Annotated in this window: 17 protein-coding genes and 1 pseudogene; 8 read left to right on the top strand and 10 right to left on the bottom strand. The window is 66.8% G+C overall.

The window, feature by feature from the left end:
* The first annotated feature begins 134 nt into the window (after positions 1–134).
* Entirely contained in the window at positions 135–806 is a 672-nt protein-coding gene (locus tag J5M86_RS13460; protein WP_188058962.1) for a response regulator transcription factor, read from the top strand.
* Between the two features lie 140 nt (positions 807–946).
* Here J5M86_RS13460 and J5M86_RS13455 read toward each other — a convergent pair whose 3' ends face one another.
* The 6 genes from J5M86_RS13455 to J5M86_RS13430 form a co-directional block, all read right to left on the bottom strand.
* Entirely contained in the window at positions 947–1,207 is a 261-nt protein-coding gene (locus J5M86_RS13455; RefSeq protein WP_188058963.1) for a hypothetical protein, read from the bottom strand.
* A gap of 303 nt (positions 1,208–1,510) precedes the next feature.
* Entirely contained in the window at positions 1,511–1,984 is a 474-nt protein-coding gene (locus J5M86_RS13450; RefSeq protein ID WP_115921368.1) for a hypothetical protein, read from the bottom strand.
* A 175-nt stretch (positions 1,985–2,159) separates the two neighbouring features.
* Positions 2,160–3,290: an FAD-binding oxidoreductase gene (locus J5M86_RS13445; RefSeq protein ID WP_188058964.1), complete on the bottom strand. Its 1,131-nt coding sequence runs from the start codon at positions 3,288–3,290 to the stop codon at positions 2,160–2,162.
* Positions 3,291–3,430: 140 nt separating this feature from the next.
* Positions 3,431–3,733, bottom strand: coding sequence for a putative quinol monooxygenase (locus tag J5M86_RS13440; RefSeq protein ID WP_188058965.1), 303 nt, complete (start codon positions 3,731–3,733; stop codon positions 3,431–3,433).
* Positions 3,730–4,299: a type 1 glutamine amidotransferase domain-containing protein gene (locus J5M86_RS13435; RefSeq protein WP_188058966.1), complete on the bottom strand. Its 570-nt coding sequence runs from the start codon at positions 4,297–4,299 to the stop codon at positions 3,730–3,732. Before J5M86_RS13435 ends, J5M86_RS13440 begins: the two co-directional genes overlap by 4 nt.
* A 22-nt stretch (positions 4,300–4,321) precedes the next feature.
* Positions 4,322–5,467, bottom strand: coding sequence for a glutathione-independent formaldehyde dehydrogenase (locus J5M86_RS13430; RefSeq protein ID WP_115921365.1), 1,146 nt, complete (start codon positions 5,465–5,467; stop codon positions 4,322–4,324).
* 335 nt (positions 5,468–5,802) lie between these two features.
* Between J5M86_RS13430 and J5M86_RS13425 the strand changes: the two genes are divergently transcribed.
* Entirely contained in the window at positions 5,803–7,452 is a 1,650-nt protein-coding gene (locus J5M86_RS13425; protein WP_188058967.1) for a CdaR family transcriptional regulator, read from the top strand.
* Positions 7,453–7,504: 52 nt separating this feature from the next.
* On the opposite strand, the gene J5M86_RS13420 is transcribed toward J5M86_RS13425, so the two are convergent.
* Positions 7,505–8,179 (bottom strand): low temperature requirement protein A, encoded by a 675-nt coding sequence (locus J5M86_RS13420; protein ID WP_255427384.1) that lies wholly within the window; start codon positions 8,177–8,179, stop codon positions 7,505–7,507.
* A gap of 75 nt (positions 8,180–8,254) precedes the next feature.
* On the opposite strand from J5M86_RS13420, the pseudogene J5M86_RS15510 reads away from it, so the two are divergent.
* A pseudogene (locus J5M86_RS15510) lies at positions 8,255–8,502 on the top strand (hypothetical protein); the annotation flags it as partial.
* 86 nt (positions 8,503–8,588) lie between these two features.
* Here the strand turns inward: J5M86_RS15510 and J5M86_RS13415 are convergent.
* Together J5M86_RS13415 and J5M86_RS13410 are read right to left on the bottom strand one after the other, a co-directional pair.
* On the bottom strand, positions 8,589–9,848 hold the full coding sequence (locus J5M86_RS13415) for an acyl-CoA desaturase (protein WP_188058969.1): 1,260 nt from the start codon (positions 9,846–9,848) through the stop codon (positions 8,589–8,591).
* A 39-nt stretch (positions 9,849–9,887) separates the two neighbouring features.
* Positions 9,888–10,943 (bottom strand): ferredoxin reductase, encoded by a 1,056-nt coding sequence (locus J5M86_RS13410; protein ID WP_188058970.1) that lies wholly within the window; start codon positions 10,941–10,943, stop codon positions 9,888–9,890.
* Positions 10,944–11,059: 116 nt separating this feature from the next.
* Here J5M86_RS13410 and J5M86_RS13405 point away from each other — a divergent pair, with 116 nt between their 5' ends.
* The 4 genes from J5M86_RS13405 to J5M86_RS13390 all read left to right on the top strand — a co-directional run bounded on the left by J5M86_RS13405 (position 11,060) and on the right by J5M86_RS13390 (position 14,758).
* Positions 11,060–12,259 (top strand): CdaR family transcriptional regulator, encoded by a 1,200-nt coding sequence (locus J5M86_RS13405; RefSeq protein ID WP_188058971.1) that lies wholly within the window; start codon positions 11,060–11,062, stop codon positions 12,257–12,259.
* 73 nt (positions 12,260–12,332) lie between these two features.
* Positions 12,333–13,367 carry an SGNH/GDSL hydrolase family protein gene (locus J5M86_RS13400; protein WP_188058972.1) on the top strand — a complete coding sequence of 345 codons (1,035 nt, stop codon included), beginning with the start codon at positions 12,333–12,335 and terminating at the stop codon, positions 13,365–13,367.
* Positions 13,368–13,422: 55 nt separating this feature from the next.
* On the top strand, positions 13,423–14,088 hold the full coding sequence (locus J5M86_RS13395; RefSeq protein ID WP_188058973.1) for a histidine phosphatase family protein: 666 nt from the start codon (positions 13,423–13,425) through the stop codon (positions 14,086–14,088).
* 88 nt (positions 14,089–14,176) lie between these two features.
* On the top strand, positions 14,177–14,758 hold the full coding sequence (locus tag J5M86_RS13390) for a hypothetical protein (RefSeq protein WP_208965037.1): 582 nt from the start codon (positions 14,177–14,179) through the stop codon (positions 14,756–14,758).
* Positions 14,759–14,839: 81 nt separating this feature from the next.
* On the opposite strand, the gene J5M86_RS13385 is transcribed toward J5M86_RS13390, so the two are convergent.
* On the bottom strand, positions 14,840–15,829 hold the full coding sequence (locus J5M86_RS13385; protein ID WP_188058975.1) for a hypothetical protein: 990 nt from the start codon (positions 15,827–15,829) through the stop codon (positions 14,840–14,842).
* 52 nt (positions 15,830–15,881) lie between these two features.
* Between J5M86_RS13385 and J5M86_RS13380 the strand changes: the two genes are divergently transcribed.
* Complete coding sequence (locus J5M86_RS13380) at positions 15,882–17,561, top strand: FAD-binding dehydrogenase (protein ID WP_188058976.1); 1,680 nt, start codon at positions 15,882–15,884, stop codon at positions 17,559–17,561.
* Positions 17,562–17,588: the final 27 nt, after the last annotated feature.

The following is a 17,588-nucleotide window of genomic DNA, read 5'->3' as shown; positions in this document are numbered from 1 at the left end:
CGTAGGTTCTGGGGACAGCAACGAGCCTGCACTTGGGCAGATGTCGGAACCGTGACGGCAAGCTGGTGACGCCGACACCGCGCGCCAACGAACCCCACAGTGACCGGACAGCGGGTTTTCCTACCGTCGCGGCCATGGAACTGCTCATCCTCGACCTGTCCGGCTCCGTCGGGCCCCGCCTGCACGCGTCCTTTGAAGCACGCGGTCACCGGGTCGACACCATCAGCGACCCGTCGATCGCCCTGTGGCGCAGCGAAATTGGCAATGTCGACGCAGTAGTGATCTGCTGCGACCGTCCGGCCCTTGACGATCTGGCGACGATCGCCGAGATCGGCAGCGGTGCCGAACGCACCCCCGTGGTGATGCTCGCGGCATCCGCCGACGACACCGATGTCGTACGCGTGCTGGACGCCGGTGCGGACGACATCATGTGCTCCCCGGTGAGCGCCCGCGAGTTCGATGCCCGGCTCCGCGCGATCGCACGCCGCGCCACACCGCAGCTCGGTCCGTCGATCGAGGTAGGCACTCTCCGACTCGAACCACACGAGCGACGTGCGTGGCGCGACACCCACGAACTCGACCTCTCCCCGAGGGAGTTCGCCCTGCTTGAGGTGTTCATGCGGCACCCGGGACGACTGCTCACCCGTCAGTTCTTGCTCGACGGGGTGTGGGACCTCGCCTACCTCGGCCGATCCAACGTCGTCGACCAAGGCGTCAGCCATGTGCGCCGCAAGATCGACCGGCCGTTCGGACGCGACGACCTGCAGACCGTCCGCGGCGCCGGCTATCGCCTGCGCGCCGGCTGATCTCTCGCCGCAAAGTGGCGCAACTGGCGCAGCCCGCTCGACATGCCGAAGGCCCCTTCGCCGGCTGGGGCGAAGGGGCCTGATTTCGGTGACCGGTCGGGTCCGAAGGAGAAGACGGCGCCGACCGGGCTGGTGGCGGGTCAGACGGCGCGCATGGTGCCGTCCTTACCGACCCGGTAGGAGATCGATCTGCCATCGGTGCGTGGTAGGTCGGTGGGGGAGACGATCGATGCCTTCGATGCTGGAGAGACGACGGCGTAGTTGGTCGCCTTCACTCCGGCTGCCTCGGCCTGGGCGGCCGGCGTGACCGATGCCCCGACGAGCGCGACGGAGGTCGCGGCAAGAACACCGCGCCAGACGCGCTTGGAGGTGGACAGTGAGTTGGTGGCTGCGGTGTTCATGAAGAAGAGACTGCCGACGGTGTCTATGCACTTCCTGTGCGAAGACTACGACTGCGCGATGCGCGTTTTCAGCGTCCTTGCGCGGCGTCCAAGTTCGCCGGGTTGATCTTCGGCGCCCGGACTGCCCGCGATCTTCGCCATCGGTGTGCGCGTGCCGGAGCAGCGCTGTACCGGACGATCAGTCCGCGCCGCGCCGTTGCGCTCGGCGCAGCCTGGACGATGTTCGCGCTCGTCGCCCCGGCGCACGCACGTCGTTGTTGACGCTGTCAGGTCGAGCCTTGCGGGACGTCAAGCTCGGGAGAGTCAGCTCTCGACGAACGGGGTGACCTGTCGAACACCGCGGCCGACCGATTTGGCGCCCGCCTTGGTCGCCGAGGTCAGGCCCTGGGTGAGCAAGGTCAGACCGGCACCGACGAGCCAGACGTCCTTCGCCACGCCGGTACCTTCCTGGGTCGGACGGATGCCGTCGGACTGGGTCATACCAGGGGTCTTGAGGTACATCCGAACCAGACTCGCGCCGAAGCCGGTCAGCGCCGCGCCGGCGACAACAGGGGAAACCATCGGAGCAAGAAGCAGCGCACCGACTCCAATTTCGCTGTAGGACAACACCTTTGAGAACGTCTTCGGGTCCATCGAGTCGAAGACACCGGGGTAGGCGGTCTTCGCGCCGTTGTGCAGAAACGCGGCCGTGCCCTCGTCGACCTTCAGCTTGCCGACCCCGGAGTTGAGGATGAAGGCGCCGGTGGTGACGCGCAGCGGCATCTGTGTCAGGTTCATGGACTACTCCTCATGGTGGATGACTGGACAACAAAACACACTAGATCCCAGACGCTTGTCGATGGCGCTTCGGGCAGCGTGATCCGAGGCGCACGTCGACCATGGCCTGACAGGTGCCGACCGCGAAGTGCCCGGACGCCGGGACGTGCTCGCCGCCTGCCGCGCCGCAGACCCGCTAATCCTGGGCTTCGCCGAGGCGCGCTTCGGGCGTGAGCTCGGCGCGCAGACCGCCGCCGGTCGCAGCCCGGGCAAGAGCGCGACCCAGCGCCGGTGCCTGCTTGAACAAATTGTGACCGGCCACAAAAAAGATAGAACCTGCCTCCCACACGGCCACGCCGTCCTCACTCCACGGGAGGTCGGTCACCCAGCAGTGAAGGAAGTCGCGCGGCTCCGGGTGGAGACCGGGCAGCGCTCGTGTCACGTAGTCGCGTGCGCGTTCGTCCAACGATCGAATCGCCGCCGGGTCGATGAACGTTCCGTCGTCGCGGACGCCGACGGTGTCGCTGAGTCCGACCGAATAGCTGCTGTTGCCCGGTAGCGGCGTCGCGTAGACACCGACTTCGCCGAAGACGCCGCTGCTGTCCTGCAGGCACGCGACTCGTGCCGGGGCGGCGGCTTTCACGTCGAAGGTCAGCCGGACGTGTGCGGCAAGGTGAACCGGCAGCGACAGGCCGACGCTGCGTGCCAGGCGGGCGGTTTCGCGGCCGGCGCACACGACCACCTTGGAGTAGACAGCCCGGTCGGTGACGCTGCGCACCTCGACCGTCCCGTCGGCGCGGGGATCGATGGAGATGACCTCACCAGTGGTGATCGCATCTGCGAGGGCACCCGTGAGTGCCGTGATCGCGGCGCGGGTGCGGATCGCGCCGCCCGACTCGTCAAGCACCGCTGGCCCCGAGTACCCAGCGAGCAGCGGCATCCGTTGGGCGACCTCGGCGGCGTCGATCTCGCGTGCTTCTACGCCGCCGACCTGGTCCAACACCCGCAGCCGCGCCAGGGCGCTGTCTCCGATCGCCACGACGCCGTCTGATGAGACCAGCTCGACGTCGAAGTGTTCGGCCCACTCATCCCATACGCCGCGGCTTTCGCGCGCGAAAGTGACGAGTCGCGGGTCGTCGTGGGCATGCCGAAAGATCCGCGACTCGCCTGCGGACTGACCCGTCCCGGGCAGACCAGCCTCGTACAAGCGCACCGGCACGCCCTGCTCTCGCAGCGCGTACGCCGTCGACAAACCGACGATCCCGCCCCCGATCACTGCTACCTCGGGTGAACGCGTGGTGGCAACGCCGTCGTCAGTTCCTGTCATCGCGGTTCCTCGATCTGTTGGTGGTGAGCGATTGGCGGCAAGAGAAGGGGCCGCTGCCACGATGTCAGCGGGCTGTATGAGCCTGGAGTCATCGCGCGCAGCGACCCCTCCTGTCTGGGCCAGTACTCCCAGTTGTGGTGTCAGGCGGGGAGTTTGGAGCCCAGTACGTCGAGCTTCTCGATCGTCGGTTCGGAGAACAACGTGCCGGTCTGCTCGCCGAGAGCTACCGCGACAGGGCCGGACAGGTGGGCGTCACGACCGGCGTCATCGGGGAACACGTCGAAGATCCCGAACGAGGTCGGCCCGAGGCGGATCGCGAACCACGCGGTGGTCGCCTGCTCGTCCTCGACAAGCGCACGGCCGCTGTCAAGGAACTCCTTCACGTCGTCCTCCTTGCCGGGCAAGGAGTCAAACCTGACCAGCAATCCCTTGGTCACACTCATGACTTCTCCTCTTCCTTTGTCGTGGTGCCCGCGAGTTGGGACACGATCGCCTCGGAGAACGCCGACAGGTCCTCCGGCGAGCGGCTGGTGATGAGATTCTTGTCGATCACCACGTCCTGGTCGACGACGTCGGCGCCGGCGTTGCGCAGGTCGGTGCGAATGCTCGGGTACGACGTCAGGGTGCGACCCGCGGCCACGCCGGCCTCGATCAACGTCCACGGCCCGTGACAGATCGCCGCCACTGGCTTGCCGCTCTCGACGAAGTCGCGGACGAAGGAAACGGCGTCCTCGTCGACCCGGAGCTGGTCGGGGTTCACCGTGCCGCCGGGAAGCAGCAGGGCGTCGTAGTCGCCCACCGAGGCGTCGGCGACCAGCCCGTCGACGGTGAATGTGCCCGCTTCATCCAGGTCGTTCTCACGGGCCTTGATCTCGCCGTCGTGGATCGAGAGGACCTCGGTCTGAGCGCCCGCGCGGTCCAGTACTTCGCGGGGTTGTTCGAGCTCAACGCGCTCGACGCCGTCGGCGGCGAGGATCGCGACCCTCTTGCCCTGAAGATCTGCTGCCATATCAGTTTGCCTTCTTTCCGTTTCACATGCCGGGCTTGATGACGACCTTGGTCCAACCCTTGGACCTGGAGTCGAAGTTCCTGTAGGCGTCGGCAGCCTGATCCAGCGAGATCTCGTGGGAGACGATCCAGGACGGCTTCGCCTTGTCAGCCGCGATGAGGTCTCGCAGCCGGCGGTTGTACCTCTTGACCGGGCACTGGCCGTTGCCCATGGTCTGTCCCTTGAACCAGTGGGTGCCGAAGTCGATGGCCGCCTTGCCCTGCTTGGCCAATTCGCTCTTGGCCCCCGGGTCCTCGGGGACGAACACGCCGACGGTGCCGATCCCGCCGGTGAACCGGACCGAGTTGATGAGCATGTTCAGGGTGGCAGCCGGGTCTTCGTTGCCCTCAGGGTCGTGGGCCTGGTAGCCGACACACTCGCAGCCACGGTCGGCTCCGAGCCCCATGGTCTCGTCCAGCACAGCCTGCACGGGGTCGACCTTGGAGTCGTCGATGGCGATCGCTCCGATCTGCTCGGCCAGCGCGAGCCGGTCGGGGTGGCGATCGACCACCATCACCTTTGCGGCGCCCTTGATCGTCGCGGACAGGGCGGCCATGAGTCCCACGGGGCCGGCCCCGGCGATCACGACGCTGTCGCCCGGGATCACGCCGGCCATCTCGGTGGCGTGGTAGCCGGTGGGGAAGATGTCGGAGAGCATGACGTAGTCGTTCTCCTTGTCCTGCGCGTCTTCACCCAGGCGCAGCGCGTTGTGGTCGCCGAAGGGCACCCGGAGCAGTTCTGCCTGCCCGCCGCCGTACGGGCCCATTTCGGCGAAGCCGTAGGCCGCACCGGCGGCCGACGGGTCAGGTTGCGTCGTGAGGCAGTAGTTCGTGAGCCCGCGCTCGCAGTTCTTGCAGAACCCGCACGAGATGTTGAAGGGCAGCACGACCCGGTCGCCCACCTTGATCTTCTCTACTCCCTTGCCGATCTCCACCACCTCTCCCATGTTTTCGTGGCCGAACGTCCGGCCCTTCTCGAAGGAGGTGCGCCCCTCGTACATGTGCAGGTCCGAGCCGCAGATGTTGGTCGTTGTGATCTTGACCAGCACATCGGTGGGCCGTTCGATCTCGGCGTCCGGAACGTCCGTGACCGCGACATCTTTCGGTCCCTGATAGACGACAGCCTTCATGGCGAATCTCCAATCGTTGTGTCGGTGACTCCGAGCAATCCACACTCGTCGCCGACCACCGAGAAGTCATGGGCGCACCAGGCCAAAGTCCCGGAGCATGGTTTGGGCCGAGTGCACAACTCCCCGCGGGTGGGTGTGCTGGGCAAGGGGTACGGTGAGCGCGACGCTGCCGCTGCCCCCGAGAGTTGATGAGGACCCATGAGCTCGCACGGATTCGGACTGGATCCCGGGATACATCCGTGCTGCATGTACCGAGGCGTCGTGGTTCAGCGCGACGACCTGTGGGGTCACTACGGCACAGGGGGATCCCGGGCGGGCCGGCCAGGGATCAAGAGATGACCGTCTGCGAGCCCGCCACAACCGGAGCCGTTGTGCCAACCGGCGAGCTGGATCTGCGGCGTGCCCTCACCGGCCTGGATGGGCTGCTGGTGATGTCCACGGCGATGATGCAACGTCACGACGTGGACGAGGTCATCAACGTCCTGAAGCGTGAGGTCGAGTCGGTGACCGGCTGCCAGTTGGTTCACGTCATCTTCCAGCGGGACCGGGAGTGGATCACCCTGCCCCCCGGGGAGCCGACGAAGCCGGCGGATCCGAGCAGCTCAACCGGTGAACGGGTATTCGTGCAGGACAACGGCGACTCCTGGACGTCGACGACGGCTGTGGCGGTCTTGAACGGCGCCCCGGGCCAATTGGTCCTTCGCAGCTTCGCCCGGCCCGACCCCGAACAACTGTTCGTCATCGAACGGTTGGGCGATCTCCTCGGGACGGCGCTCGCGGACGCGCAGGTGCACGAGCGCCACCGCCGACGCGCCCACGAACTCGATGCAGCCAATAACGAGATGGCGCGCACCGTCGCGGCGCTGCGCCACCGTGAGGGGGTGCTTGAGGAGTTCGCCCGACTATCCACGACCGGGACTGAGCTCGACGTGGCCACCTCACTCAGCCGGCTCACCGGCTCCGCTGTCGTGCTGCGGGACAGATTCGGGCACGAGACGACCCGGATCACGGTTGCCGGCCGGTACCAACCGGTCCTCGAGCGAACCTCGCTCGAGGAGGTCATCGGTGGACGCCCCGAACTCGGCACGATCGAACTGGAGGTGCCACCGGACAAAGACCGAGGCGACGCATCATTCGCTCTGCGGTACGCGGGCGTCGCACTGGGGCTGCTGAGGGCTCAGGCCGCAGCGATGAATGAACTGGAGAACCGACTGAGTCGAGACCTCCTCGACGACCTTCTCGGAGGGCTCCCGGCCGACGTTGCCGTGGACCGGGCTTCCGCTCAGGGCCACGACCTTGGCGTTCCGCACGACCTGATCGTGTGCGCGTGGTCCTCCGAGCGGGGTCACGGCGGGCACGACCGCGACGTCGATCACCTCCGGATGGCCATGGCTCGTCAGGGACTGCCCTGCTTGGTCGTCCGGAACCGGGGACTGGTCGTCGCCCTCGCCCATCGAGGTGTCGACATGGGCCGCTTGTTCAACGACTTGTCGCGTGCCTACGGCGACACTAACGGTGTGATCGCCAAGGGGGAGCCGGCCAACTCGCCGGAACAGATCCCACGTGCGTATGAGCAAGCTCAACGAGCTCTCAGGGCTCGTCAGCAGTCCCACAATCCGTACGGCTTCATCGCCTACGCCGACTTGGGAGTAGATCGGCTGCTCGCCCTCGACGGCAACGCTGAGGAAGTCGAGCGCCTCATCAGGGACTGGCTCGGCGACCTATTGATCTACGACCGTCGCCACGGCACCGAGCTCGTCCCCACGCTGGCGGCCTACCTTGACCACGGGGGCAAGTACGCCGACACGTCAACGACGCTCACCATCCACCGCAACACACTGCGCTACCGAATCAGCCGCATCACCGAGATCTCGGGCCGCGACCTCAACGACGTCGAGACACAACTCAACCTCCACCTGGCGACACGCGCGTGGCGACTGCGCCGTGCCTCCGTCGGCGAGCCCCCGCGAAACGTCGTCCGGTGAGGTAGTCCCAAGCTGTAGTTGCGAGAGTCTGCGCGGCGATGGCGCTGGAGGATCAGGAGTCGCCGACCGGGCCGATCGCCGGGTGGTGCCAGAGTTCCCAGCTGGTGTGCAGCAAGCAGACGAGGGTCAGCTCCACGAAGTAGGCAGGTGTCACGCTCCAGCAGGTGGTCCCGACCAGGACCGGTCCCGACAGATCCATCACCGCGGCCACGATCCACAGCAACTCTCGTTCTGGCGTGTCGAAGAACGCCGCGGCCACCAGCACTGCCGGGCCGGCGAGCAGGGTGGGGACCAGTCGCAGCGCGGCCGAACCCACGTCCGCCTCGCCCCGCACGTCAAGAGCCAGCAGCACAACGTGGATCAGTCGGACCGCCAGGAATGCAAGCGCAAAGACCAGCGCCCGCGCGCCGAACGCCTGCGGCAGCGCGACCGCGGCCATCAGCATGGCCGCCATCGCGAGAAAGAGCAGCAGGCGAGGCCCGGGTCCGTCGTGGTCGGAGGTGTTCGTCAGCCAGGCGTAGCAGGCCCACGCCCACCACACAGCAGCCAGCGCCAGAATCCCGCGGCCGAACCCCGCCCAGGAGATGTCCGCGAGCATCAGGACAGTGACCTGCGACATCGCGTAGACGAAGACCAGGTCGAAGAACAACTCCAGCGTTCCGACCGACCGATCTGCTGTGTCTTCGGCTGCGTGCTCATCCGTATTGCCGAGATCATCCTCACGCATACGGTGCTCCTCACCCCATTCGCCGACCGTGATGCTTGCGTACACCAACGCACAGTGGGCTTCAGAGGGCGGGCCCATTTCGCCGTGGGAGCGCTCCTGCTGCGCCAGCTGCACCAGCTCGTTCACTCCGGCAACACGGTGGTTCTCGTCGAGCACGACCTCGACGTGATCGCCACAGCGACTGGGTCATCGACCTCGGCCCGGGCGCAGGAGACGCCGGCGGTCGGGTCGTCGCGACCGGGACGCCGGCCGACATCGTGCAGGCCGACGGGAGCGTGACCGCGCCCTACCTCGCGCGGAGGCTTCGGTCCAGCCCCGCGTAGCGGTCTAGCGGTGCGTGCGCCTTCGTGGGTTCGCTCGGCGTGGCGGCTCGCAGTCTGTGCCCATGAAGCCCGGGCGATTCAGTCGCTCAGGCGGTCTTGGGGGTGGTGCGGCCCTTCCACGCGTCGCGCAGCACCTCCCACTTGCCGGGCTTGCCCGACTCGTGACGCTCCCAGAACTCGTCCGGCAGCGACAGCTTGGCGATCTTCTTCCAGGTCTGTGCGAGCTGGGTGCCGAGCGGGCCCGTCGTGTAGTGCAGGTTGTACCGGTCGCAGATCTCGCGCACCTTCGGCGCCACCTCGATGTAGCGGTTCGAGGGAAGGTCGGGGAACAGGTGGTGTTCGATCTGATGGCTCAGGTTGCCGGTGAGGATGTGGAACAGCGGGCTGCCCGACAGGTTCGCCGATCCGAGCATCTGGCGGATGTACCAGTCGCCGCGGGTCTCGCCGTCGAGCACGTCCTCGGTGAACACGTCGACCTCGTCGGGGAAGTGACCGCAGAAGATCACCGAGTGTGCCCACACGTTGCGCACCATGTTCCCGCCGATCATTCCGGCGAGCGACCACTTGCCGGAGCCGGTGAGGGTGGCGACCAGCGGGGTGGCGATGTAGTCCTTCAGCACCTGTCGAACGGCCTTCGCCTTCAGCGACTCCAGATCCTTGTCGAACTGCTCGCGTGACTTGGCACCGGTCTGCACCTGGTCCCATTCGAGGTCGTAGGAGGCGATGCCCCACTCGAAGGTCGGCGCGAGGAAGGCGTTGACGATCGGGTTGAAGATGTCGCGCTTCTGCCACGGCTGCTCGTCGCTGATCCGCAGGATGTTGTAGCCCACGTCGCGGTCCTTGCCCATCACGTTCGTGTACGTGTGGTGCAGGTCGTTGTGGGTGTGCTGCCATCCGCGGGCCGGGGCAACGAAGTCCCACTCCCAGGTGGTCGAGTGGATGTCGGGGTCGCGCATCCAGTCCCACTGCCCATGCAGGACGTTGTGGCCGATCTCCATGTTCTCCAGGATCTTGCCCATCGACACACCGGCGACACCCAGGACGAACATCGGCTTGTGCTTGCCGAAGATCAGCGCGGTGCGTCCGGCGAGGTCGCAGGTGCGCGCGATCTTGATCATCTTGCGGATATACGCGGCGTCAGCCGCGCCACGCTTGGCGAGCACCTCGTCACGGATGGCGTCGAGTTCGCGACCCAACTGCTCCACCTGCTCATCGGTGAGATGCGCAGCGGCCTTGGGGCGGACCGCAGCGCCACCCTCGGTGGGCAGGACGCCCGTGCGCTTCTTCTCGCTCTCGGTGTAGACGGCCGTACGGCGCTCCACAACACCGGCGTGCGTGATCGTCATGAATTCTCCTGAATATCAATGGTGTTCATGGGAAAGAGGTCAGATTTCGAGGTGAACAGGACCCATCGCGGCGGTGATGCAGGTCTGGATGAGTTCGCCCTCGTCGCTGTGGATCTCGCCAGTGCGTAGGTCGCGCACCTGGCCCGAGACGAGTGGGGTGAGGCAGGTGCGGCAGATGCCCATTCGGCAACCGCTGGGCATGATCACGCCGGCGTCCTCGCCGACCTGCAAGATCGGGGTGGAGCCGTCAGCGGTGGCTTCCTTGTCCGATTTGGCGAAGGTGATGGTGCCGCCGTCGGTGTCGGACGGGACCAGCAGCGCGGGTGCGAAACGCTCGACCTGTACACCCTGCGGGAGGCCGGCGTTGGCCCACACCTTCTCGGTGTCGTCCAGCAGATCGGTGGGGCCGCAGACATAGGCCTTGCGCGAGCGCCAGTCGGGGCAGAGCTCGTCGAGCGCTGCGGCCGAACTGAAGTCGATCCGGCCCTGTCGTCCGGTGAATCGGGTAATGACGTGCAGGCCCGGATACTTCCCGGCGAGGTCGGTCAACTCGCTTGCAAACAAAGCGCTTTCGGGCTCGCGCGATGAGTGGATCAGTACGACGTCGGCGTCGGGGCGCTTGGGCACCAGGGTGCGCAACATTGACATCACCGGCGTGATGCCGCTGCCGGCGGTGATCATCAGCAGGGGACGCGGGCCGGTCGGCAGGATGAACTCACCCTGCGGCGGGGCGAGGAAGAGCAGATCGCCGACCTTGGTGTGGTCGACCAGGTAGGAGGAAACGCGGCCGATCGCGGTCACGGTGATCTCGGGGTCGTCGCCCTCGGCCGTCGACAGCGAATACGAGCGCCACTGACGGACGCCGTCGATCTCGACGCCGATGCGGGCCCACTGGCCAGCAAGATGCGGATTCCAACCGCGGCCTGGGCGGAAGGCGATCGTCGCCGAACGCGCGCCTTCCCGGCGCACCCCAGTGACGACCCCGCGCAACTGCCGCGACGACGCAAGTGGGTTGATCACCTGCAGGTAGTCCTCGGGGGTCGCCGGCGATGTCAGCACCGAGGCGACACGGTGAATCGCAGAACGAACTCCCATGCAACCAGTGTGATTGGTGCGAGCAGCGCAAGCAGTGGCTCGAGAAGTAGAATCTCACCCAGGAAATTGTGTTTGCGCAACAAATTAGGCGCGAAGCTCGCAGAAAGAGCGTCCCGATGGTCACTTCCGTCCCGCCACCGCCCGCTGCTGGGCGCCCGCAGCCGTGGTCGCACCTGCCCGCCGACCTCGGCGGCACGGTCAGAGCGGTGCTGCCCGAGCTGGTCGAGACCATCATCAGCAACATTCCGCGCGAGGTCACCGAGTACGCCCGGCCCCTGGAAGGTGAGTTCGGTGCGGCGATTCGCCGGGGCGTCGAAACCGCACTCGGACGTCTGCTGCTCGAACTCCCCGGTTCGGACGATCCGCCGTTCACCCCGGAGGGTCGGGCGATCTATCGCACTCTCGGCATCGGCGAAGCGCGCACCGGTCGATCACTCGAAGCGCTGCTCTCGGCCTACCGCCTCGGTGCTCGCATGACGCTGCGGATCGTCTCGGAGGCGGCCATGGAAGCCGGCTTCGGTTCTCGTGATCTGTTGACGCTCAGCGAAGCGATCTTCGTCTACTTCGACGAGGTCTCCGCCGCCAGTGTCGAAGGCTTCGCCGAAGAGCAGTCGCGTCAGGTGGGGGAGCGCGACCGCGCCCGCCAGGCACTGCTGCACTCGTTGCTCTCGAGTCGCATGGACGAGGTGGAGGTGCGGCGCCTTGCCGCCCGAGCGGGCTGGCAGATCCCTGAACGACTCATTGCGGTCGTGCTTCCGTTGGAGAACGCCGAGGGTCTCCGCCTACGTCTGGGGGAGCGGGCGCTCGCGGCAGCCCGCGGCGGGCAGGCGGTGGCGATCCTGCCCGAACCGCAGACCGCGACAGCCGTCCGCGAACTGGAGTTGGCACTCATCGGACGCAGCGCTTGGCTCGGCCCCGGTCGGCACTGGCAGTCGGTCAACGAGTCGCTCCGCGCGGCTATGGATGCGCTCGTGGTGCCCGGGGTCTCGGCCCCGCGCTGGGTGGTCGACCACGCGGTCGACGTCGTGCTGGCCGGCTCGGCCGATCTGATCGGCGACCTGGCCGAACGACGGCTCGCCCCGCTCGCCGAACTCAGCGACAACCAGCGCGAGCGCCTGCTCGAAACCCTTGAGTCGTGGCTGCGTTGGCGTGGCGAGCGCCGCAACGTCGCCGCTGAGATGCACGTGCACCCGCAGACCGTCGGCTACCGGCTCGGGCAGTTGCGTGAACTGTTCGGGGAAGACCTGGAAGACCCGCAGATCCGCTTCGAACTGGAGGTCGTGCTGCGTGCCCGGCGTCGGCAACCGGAGGCTTAGGCGCCCATTCCTTGACCATTTCTTGGTGAAACTGGGGTAGTGCGCTTGACCGAGTGCGCAGCACGCTGGCCTTATGACCAGAACTCGCACGCTGTCGGCTGTTGCCGCGTCCGCTGCCGCCCTGCTGGCCGGCACTTCCCTCACTGCCGCCGATGCTGCGAGCAACAGCTATGTGGCACTTGGTGATTCGTATTCCGCAGGTGTCGGTACGAAGTCGAAGGTCGACAGTTGCTATCGATCGACGTTCGGGTATCCCGCGTTGATCGCAGCCGCCAAGGGCCTGGCCCTCAACTACCAGGCGTGCTCGGGCGCGACCGTCGCCGACGTGCAGAACAACCAGCTCGGTGCGCTCAACTCCACCACCGGCTACGTCAGCATCACCATCGGCGGCAACGACGTCGGCTTCGCCAGCGTGCTGACCGAGTGCGCCAAGCCGGCGTGGATGTCGGACTGCCAGACGAAGATCAACGGCGGTCTCAACATCCTGCGCGGCCAGATGCCCGCGCGATACGACAGCCTCTTCTCCTCCATCCGCAGCAAGGCGCCGAACGCCAAGGTGGTCGTCGCCAGCTACCCGCGCATCTTCAACGGTGAGGACTGCAACGCCCTCACGTGGTTCTCCCCGCAGGAACAGACCTCGCTCAACAGCGCCACTGACGAGCTCGACACGTTGTTGCTGGGCAAGGCGACCAGCCGGGGCTTCGGCACCGTCGACGTCCGCTCGTCCTTCAACACTCACCGCGTCTGCGACACGACCGAGTGGATCAACGGCCTCTCCTACCCGATCGAGGAGTCGTACCACCCGAACCGGGCGGGCAACCAGTCGTACGCCGCGCTCGTCGCCCCAAAGCTGGTCGGCAGCACGCTGCGGACGTCGACGGCGAGCACGAGCGACAGCGCCCGCACCGGTGCGCAGCCCGCGACCGAGCCGCCCTTCAGTCTGACCTCGCCGGAGTCGATCGCCGGAGCCAAGAAGGTGGGCATCAACCCGGCTGAACTGAAGCGTCTCGACGCCGATCTGCGTTCGGGTGACGGGGTGCGGGTGCAGTCGGCGACCAAGCGCGTAAAGCAGTTGGACGCGATGGCCGAGGCGAAACTGCGCAGCTGATCCCACGCGCCGGTAGCGAGTCGAGACGTGCCGACTTGATGGGCACAATGGGCGCATGCGTTTGATCCTCATCCGGCACGGAGAGACTCCGGCGAATGTTCTGGGCTCGCTCGACACCGCACTTCCCGGCCCGGGGCTGACCGACCGCGGACGCGAGCAGGCGGCGGCCATTCCGGCGGCGCTCGAACCGGAGCGGATCGACCGGCTGTTCGTCAGCCGCGCGATACGCACCCACGAGACGATTGCGCCGTTGGCGCAGGCGCTTGGTCTTGAGCCGACGGTGCTGGCCGGAGCCCACGAGATCCAGGCGGGTGCGCTGGAGAAGCGCACCGACCCCGACAGCGTCCACACCTACCTGCGCTTGATGGGTCGGTGGGCTGATGGGCACCTCGCTGATCGGGTGCCCGGAGGTGAGTCGGGTCACGATGTACTGGAACGCTTCGACGAGAGCGTGCGGCAGATCGAGGAGACCGGCGCGCAGACGGCAGTGCTGATCAGCCACGGCGCGGCCATCCGTTTCTGGACCTTCCAGCGCGGCACCAATCTGGCCGGCACCGACCTTCACGAAGAACCGCTGCCCAACACCGGAATCGTTGTGCTGGAAGGAAATTCGGACGACGGTTGGTCAGTGATGTCATGGCTCGACACCGCGTTGGCCGGCACCGGGCCTGACGACACCGACCTGTACGACGGACCGCAGGGACACCCATTCGAAGAGTGAGTTCGACGAGGGCGCAGGCCCGGTTTCAGCGGTGGTGGCGCGGTTATTTCGATTTTGCCTCTGCGGCGCTGGCATGCATGGTGGAGGGATGAGCAAGCACATGCGTACCCCCCGCACGGCCGGGCTGGTCGCTGCGTGCGCCGCGGCAGTCGTGTCGTTGAGCGCATGCAGTGGAGACTCCGACAACACCGCCAGCACGTCCTCGTTGCCGACCAGCAGCACGTCCAGCTCGACCTCCTCGAGCACCACTTCCTCGAGCTCCTCGACGTCTTCGACGAGCACACCCAGCTCCTCCACGTCGTCCTCGACCTCGTCGAGCAGCACCTCCTCGCCGACCTCTACGGGCGCGTCCCAGGCGCTGACCAATGCGTGTGTCAACGCCAACTTCCGCTCCAACGCAGCGGTGTCGCAGTGGAACCGTGCGGTGACCTCGCAGAAGACCACCGACCTCGACAAAGCGGCCGACAACTTCCGCACCACCGCCACCTACCTGCGCTCGCTGACGAAGGCGCCCGGCGACAAGCAGTTCACCCCGTTGGTGTGGACGCTCGCCAAGGACTTCGACACCATGGCCGACGCTCGTAAGAACCGTCAGACCGTGTCGACGACCACCTACAACAACGACGCACAGAAGCTGCGTACCTTCTGCACCAGCAAGCTCGGCGGCTGAGCAGCCACCCGAAATCGGCGTGAGAAAGTGGCCTTCGTATCACGTACGAAGGCCACTTTCTCACGCCGATTTCTCTTCGTTTCAGTCGAGGCTGTCGAGGAGGTCTTCGGCGGCCTGCCTGGCTTCCGTGGCTGATGCTGCGTGTTCCTTGGCCGCAGTGAGTGCAGCGCGGGCGGCGTCCACGGCGGCCAGTGCCTGCTGCTCCACGGCGAGGCTCGCTTCGTAGACCGCGCGGGCCTCTGTCGCGTCCAGCGAGTTGGTTGTGCCGCCGCTCTCCGCAGCCGAGGACGCCTTTTCCGGGGCCTCCGATTCCTGCGCGGTCTTCGGCTCAGCGGCCTCTGCCATCTGGGGCCTCGCCGCATCCGTCTTCGGTTCAGCACGCTTCGAAGCTGGTTCGGGTTTCGCCTCAGGCTCCGGCTTCTTCTGCTCGAACTCCTGTTTCTTCGCGGGCGGCTTCTGCTCAGCCTCTTCCCGCCCAGGCTCGTCCCGCTCGGCGCTCCGTGTGGGCTTCTTCGAGCGCTCGGCCTCGCGCTGTGCGAGCTCGGCCAGGCGCGCCTCCTGCAGGTCGCGCAGCGGCAGGGCCGCCGCCTCACTCACCTTGACTTCACCGAAACCGCTGTAGGACAACGGGTTCACCAGTTGCCCGCTGCTCACGACGTCCTGCGCGTCCTGTGAAGCGAGAGCTGCGGTGAAGGTCTGGGTGAGCTGTTCCTTCGCGCCGGCGGTCGTGATGCCGAGCGATTCGGCGTCCTTGGTCAGTGACGCGATCAGCCGGGTGCGCTCGCCGGAGAGTTCTTTGAGGGCGGTGGTGTCCATCTCGGCCTGGGCGGCCCGCATGCGTGCGCCGAGATCTTCCAGTTCGGGCAGCGCCGGCGGCTCATGACGCCGGGCCAGGGCGTTCACCGCGGCGGCCACAGCAGTCGGTCGACGCAGCGCACCCACTGTCTTGGCGATGTCGCGATCGCCCTGCTCACGCAGCCGGGAAACCAAGGTTTTCCGGGTGGCGACGAAGTCTGCTGGGTCGCCGGAGTACAGCTCGTCCACCGCAGAATTGAGGTCCAACCCGTCCATGGGCTCATTCTGCGGGCTAACGTCGCAGTTACCCAACAGTAGGAGCTTTCCGATGGATGCTGACGTCATTGTCGTGGGCGGCGGTCTCGCCGGCCTGGTCGCCACTGCCGAACTCGTGGCCGCCGGTCGCACGGTGCTGGTCGTCGACCAGGAGAACGAAGCCAATCTGGGTGGCCAGGCATGGTGGTCGTTCGGCGGCATCTTCCTGGTCGATTCGCCTGAGCAGCGGCGGATGGGCATCAAGGACTCCCACGAACTGGCGTGGCAGGACTGGCAGGGCAGCGCCCAATGGGACCGCCTCGACAGCGAACACGATGAAGACCACTGGGCGCAGCAATGGGGCCGGGCCTATGTCGACTTCGCCGCCACCATCAAGCGGGAGTACCTCACCGGTAAGGGCGTGAAATTCACCCCGATGGTCGGTTGGGCCGAGCGCGGCGAGGGCAAGGCGGTCGGCCACGGCAACTCCGTGCCCCGCTTCCACGTGCCGTGGGGCACCGGCACCGGCATTGCCGATCCCTTCGTCGACCTCGCCCGCGAAGCAGCAGGACGGGGCCTGGTGACCTTCAAGCATCGCCATCGCGTGGACGAACTGATCACTCACGACGGCACCGTCACCGGGGTGCGCGGACGCGTCCTCGCACCGGACGACTCCGCGCGTGGCGTGTCGAGCAACCGGGACGAAGTGGCCGACTTCGAGCTGCGGGCGTCCGCGGTCGTCGTCGCATCGGGCGGTATCGGTGGCAACCACGAGACCGTGCGCAAGTACTGGCCCGAGCGGCTCGGCACCCCGCCCAAGCACATGATCACCGGCGTCCCCGCGCACGTGGACGGCCGGATGATCGACATCACTGCCGAGGCCGGCGGGCGCCTCGTCAACCGCGACCGCATGTGGCACTACGTCGAGGGAGTGCACAACTGGGATCCGGTCTGGCCCGGCCACGCGATTCGCATCCTGTCGGCGCCCTCGCCGATGTGGTTCGACGCGCTCGGGCGACAACTGCCCGCGCCCTACCTTCCCTCGTACGACACGCTCGGCACCCTGCGCTACCTGCGCACCACCCCCGACATCGCGCAGTACGACCACTCGTGGTTCGTGCTCACCAGCACGATGATCGCCAAGGAGTTTGCGCTGTCGGGCTCGGAGCAGAACCTCGACCTCACCGGCCGCGACGTGAAGGCGGTGCTGAAGTCGCGCGTCTCCAAGGCCGTGCCGCGCGAGGTGCAGGCATTCGTCGACCAGGGCGTCGACTTCGTCACGGCGGACACCCTGCCGGAGCTGGTCGCCAAGATGAACGCCATCACCGACGAGCCACTGCTGGACGCCGAGCTCATGGAGCAGCAGATCGTGGCCCGCGACCGCGAGATCGACAACCGCTACACCAAGGACTTCTCGGTCGGCGCGATCCACAACGCACGGCGCTACCGCGGCGACAAGCTCAGCCGCGTCACCGCTCCGCACAAGATGCTCGACCCGAAGCATGGGCCGCTCATCGGCGTCCGGCTCAACGTGCTGACCCGCAAGACACTCGGCGGCATCCAGACCGATCTGGAGTCGCGGGTGCTCGGTCACGACGGCGCGCCGATCCCGGGCCTGTACGCAGCCGGTGAGGCTGCCGGTTTCGGTGGCGGCGGGGTGCACGGCAAGAACGCCCTCGAAGGCACCTTTCTCGGTGGCTGCATCTTCTCCGGCCGCGCCGCCGGTTTGTCGGTCGCGCGCAGCTGGGGCTGACCCGTCGACGCCTATCGAGCAGGCAGT

The sequence above is a fragment of the Yimella sp. cx-51 genome (genome assembly GCF_017654605.1).
Classification (GTDB): Bacteria; Actinomycetota; Actinomycetes; order Actinomycetales; family Dermatophilaceae; genus Yimella.
Note: the sequence above shows the minus strand (reverse complement) of the source record. Positions and strands in the feature narration are given on the sequence as shown.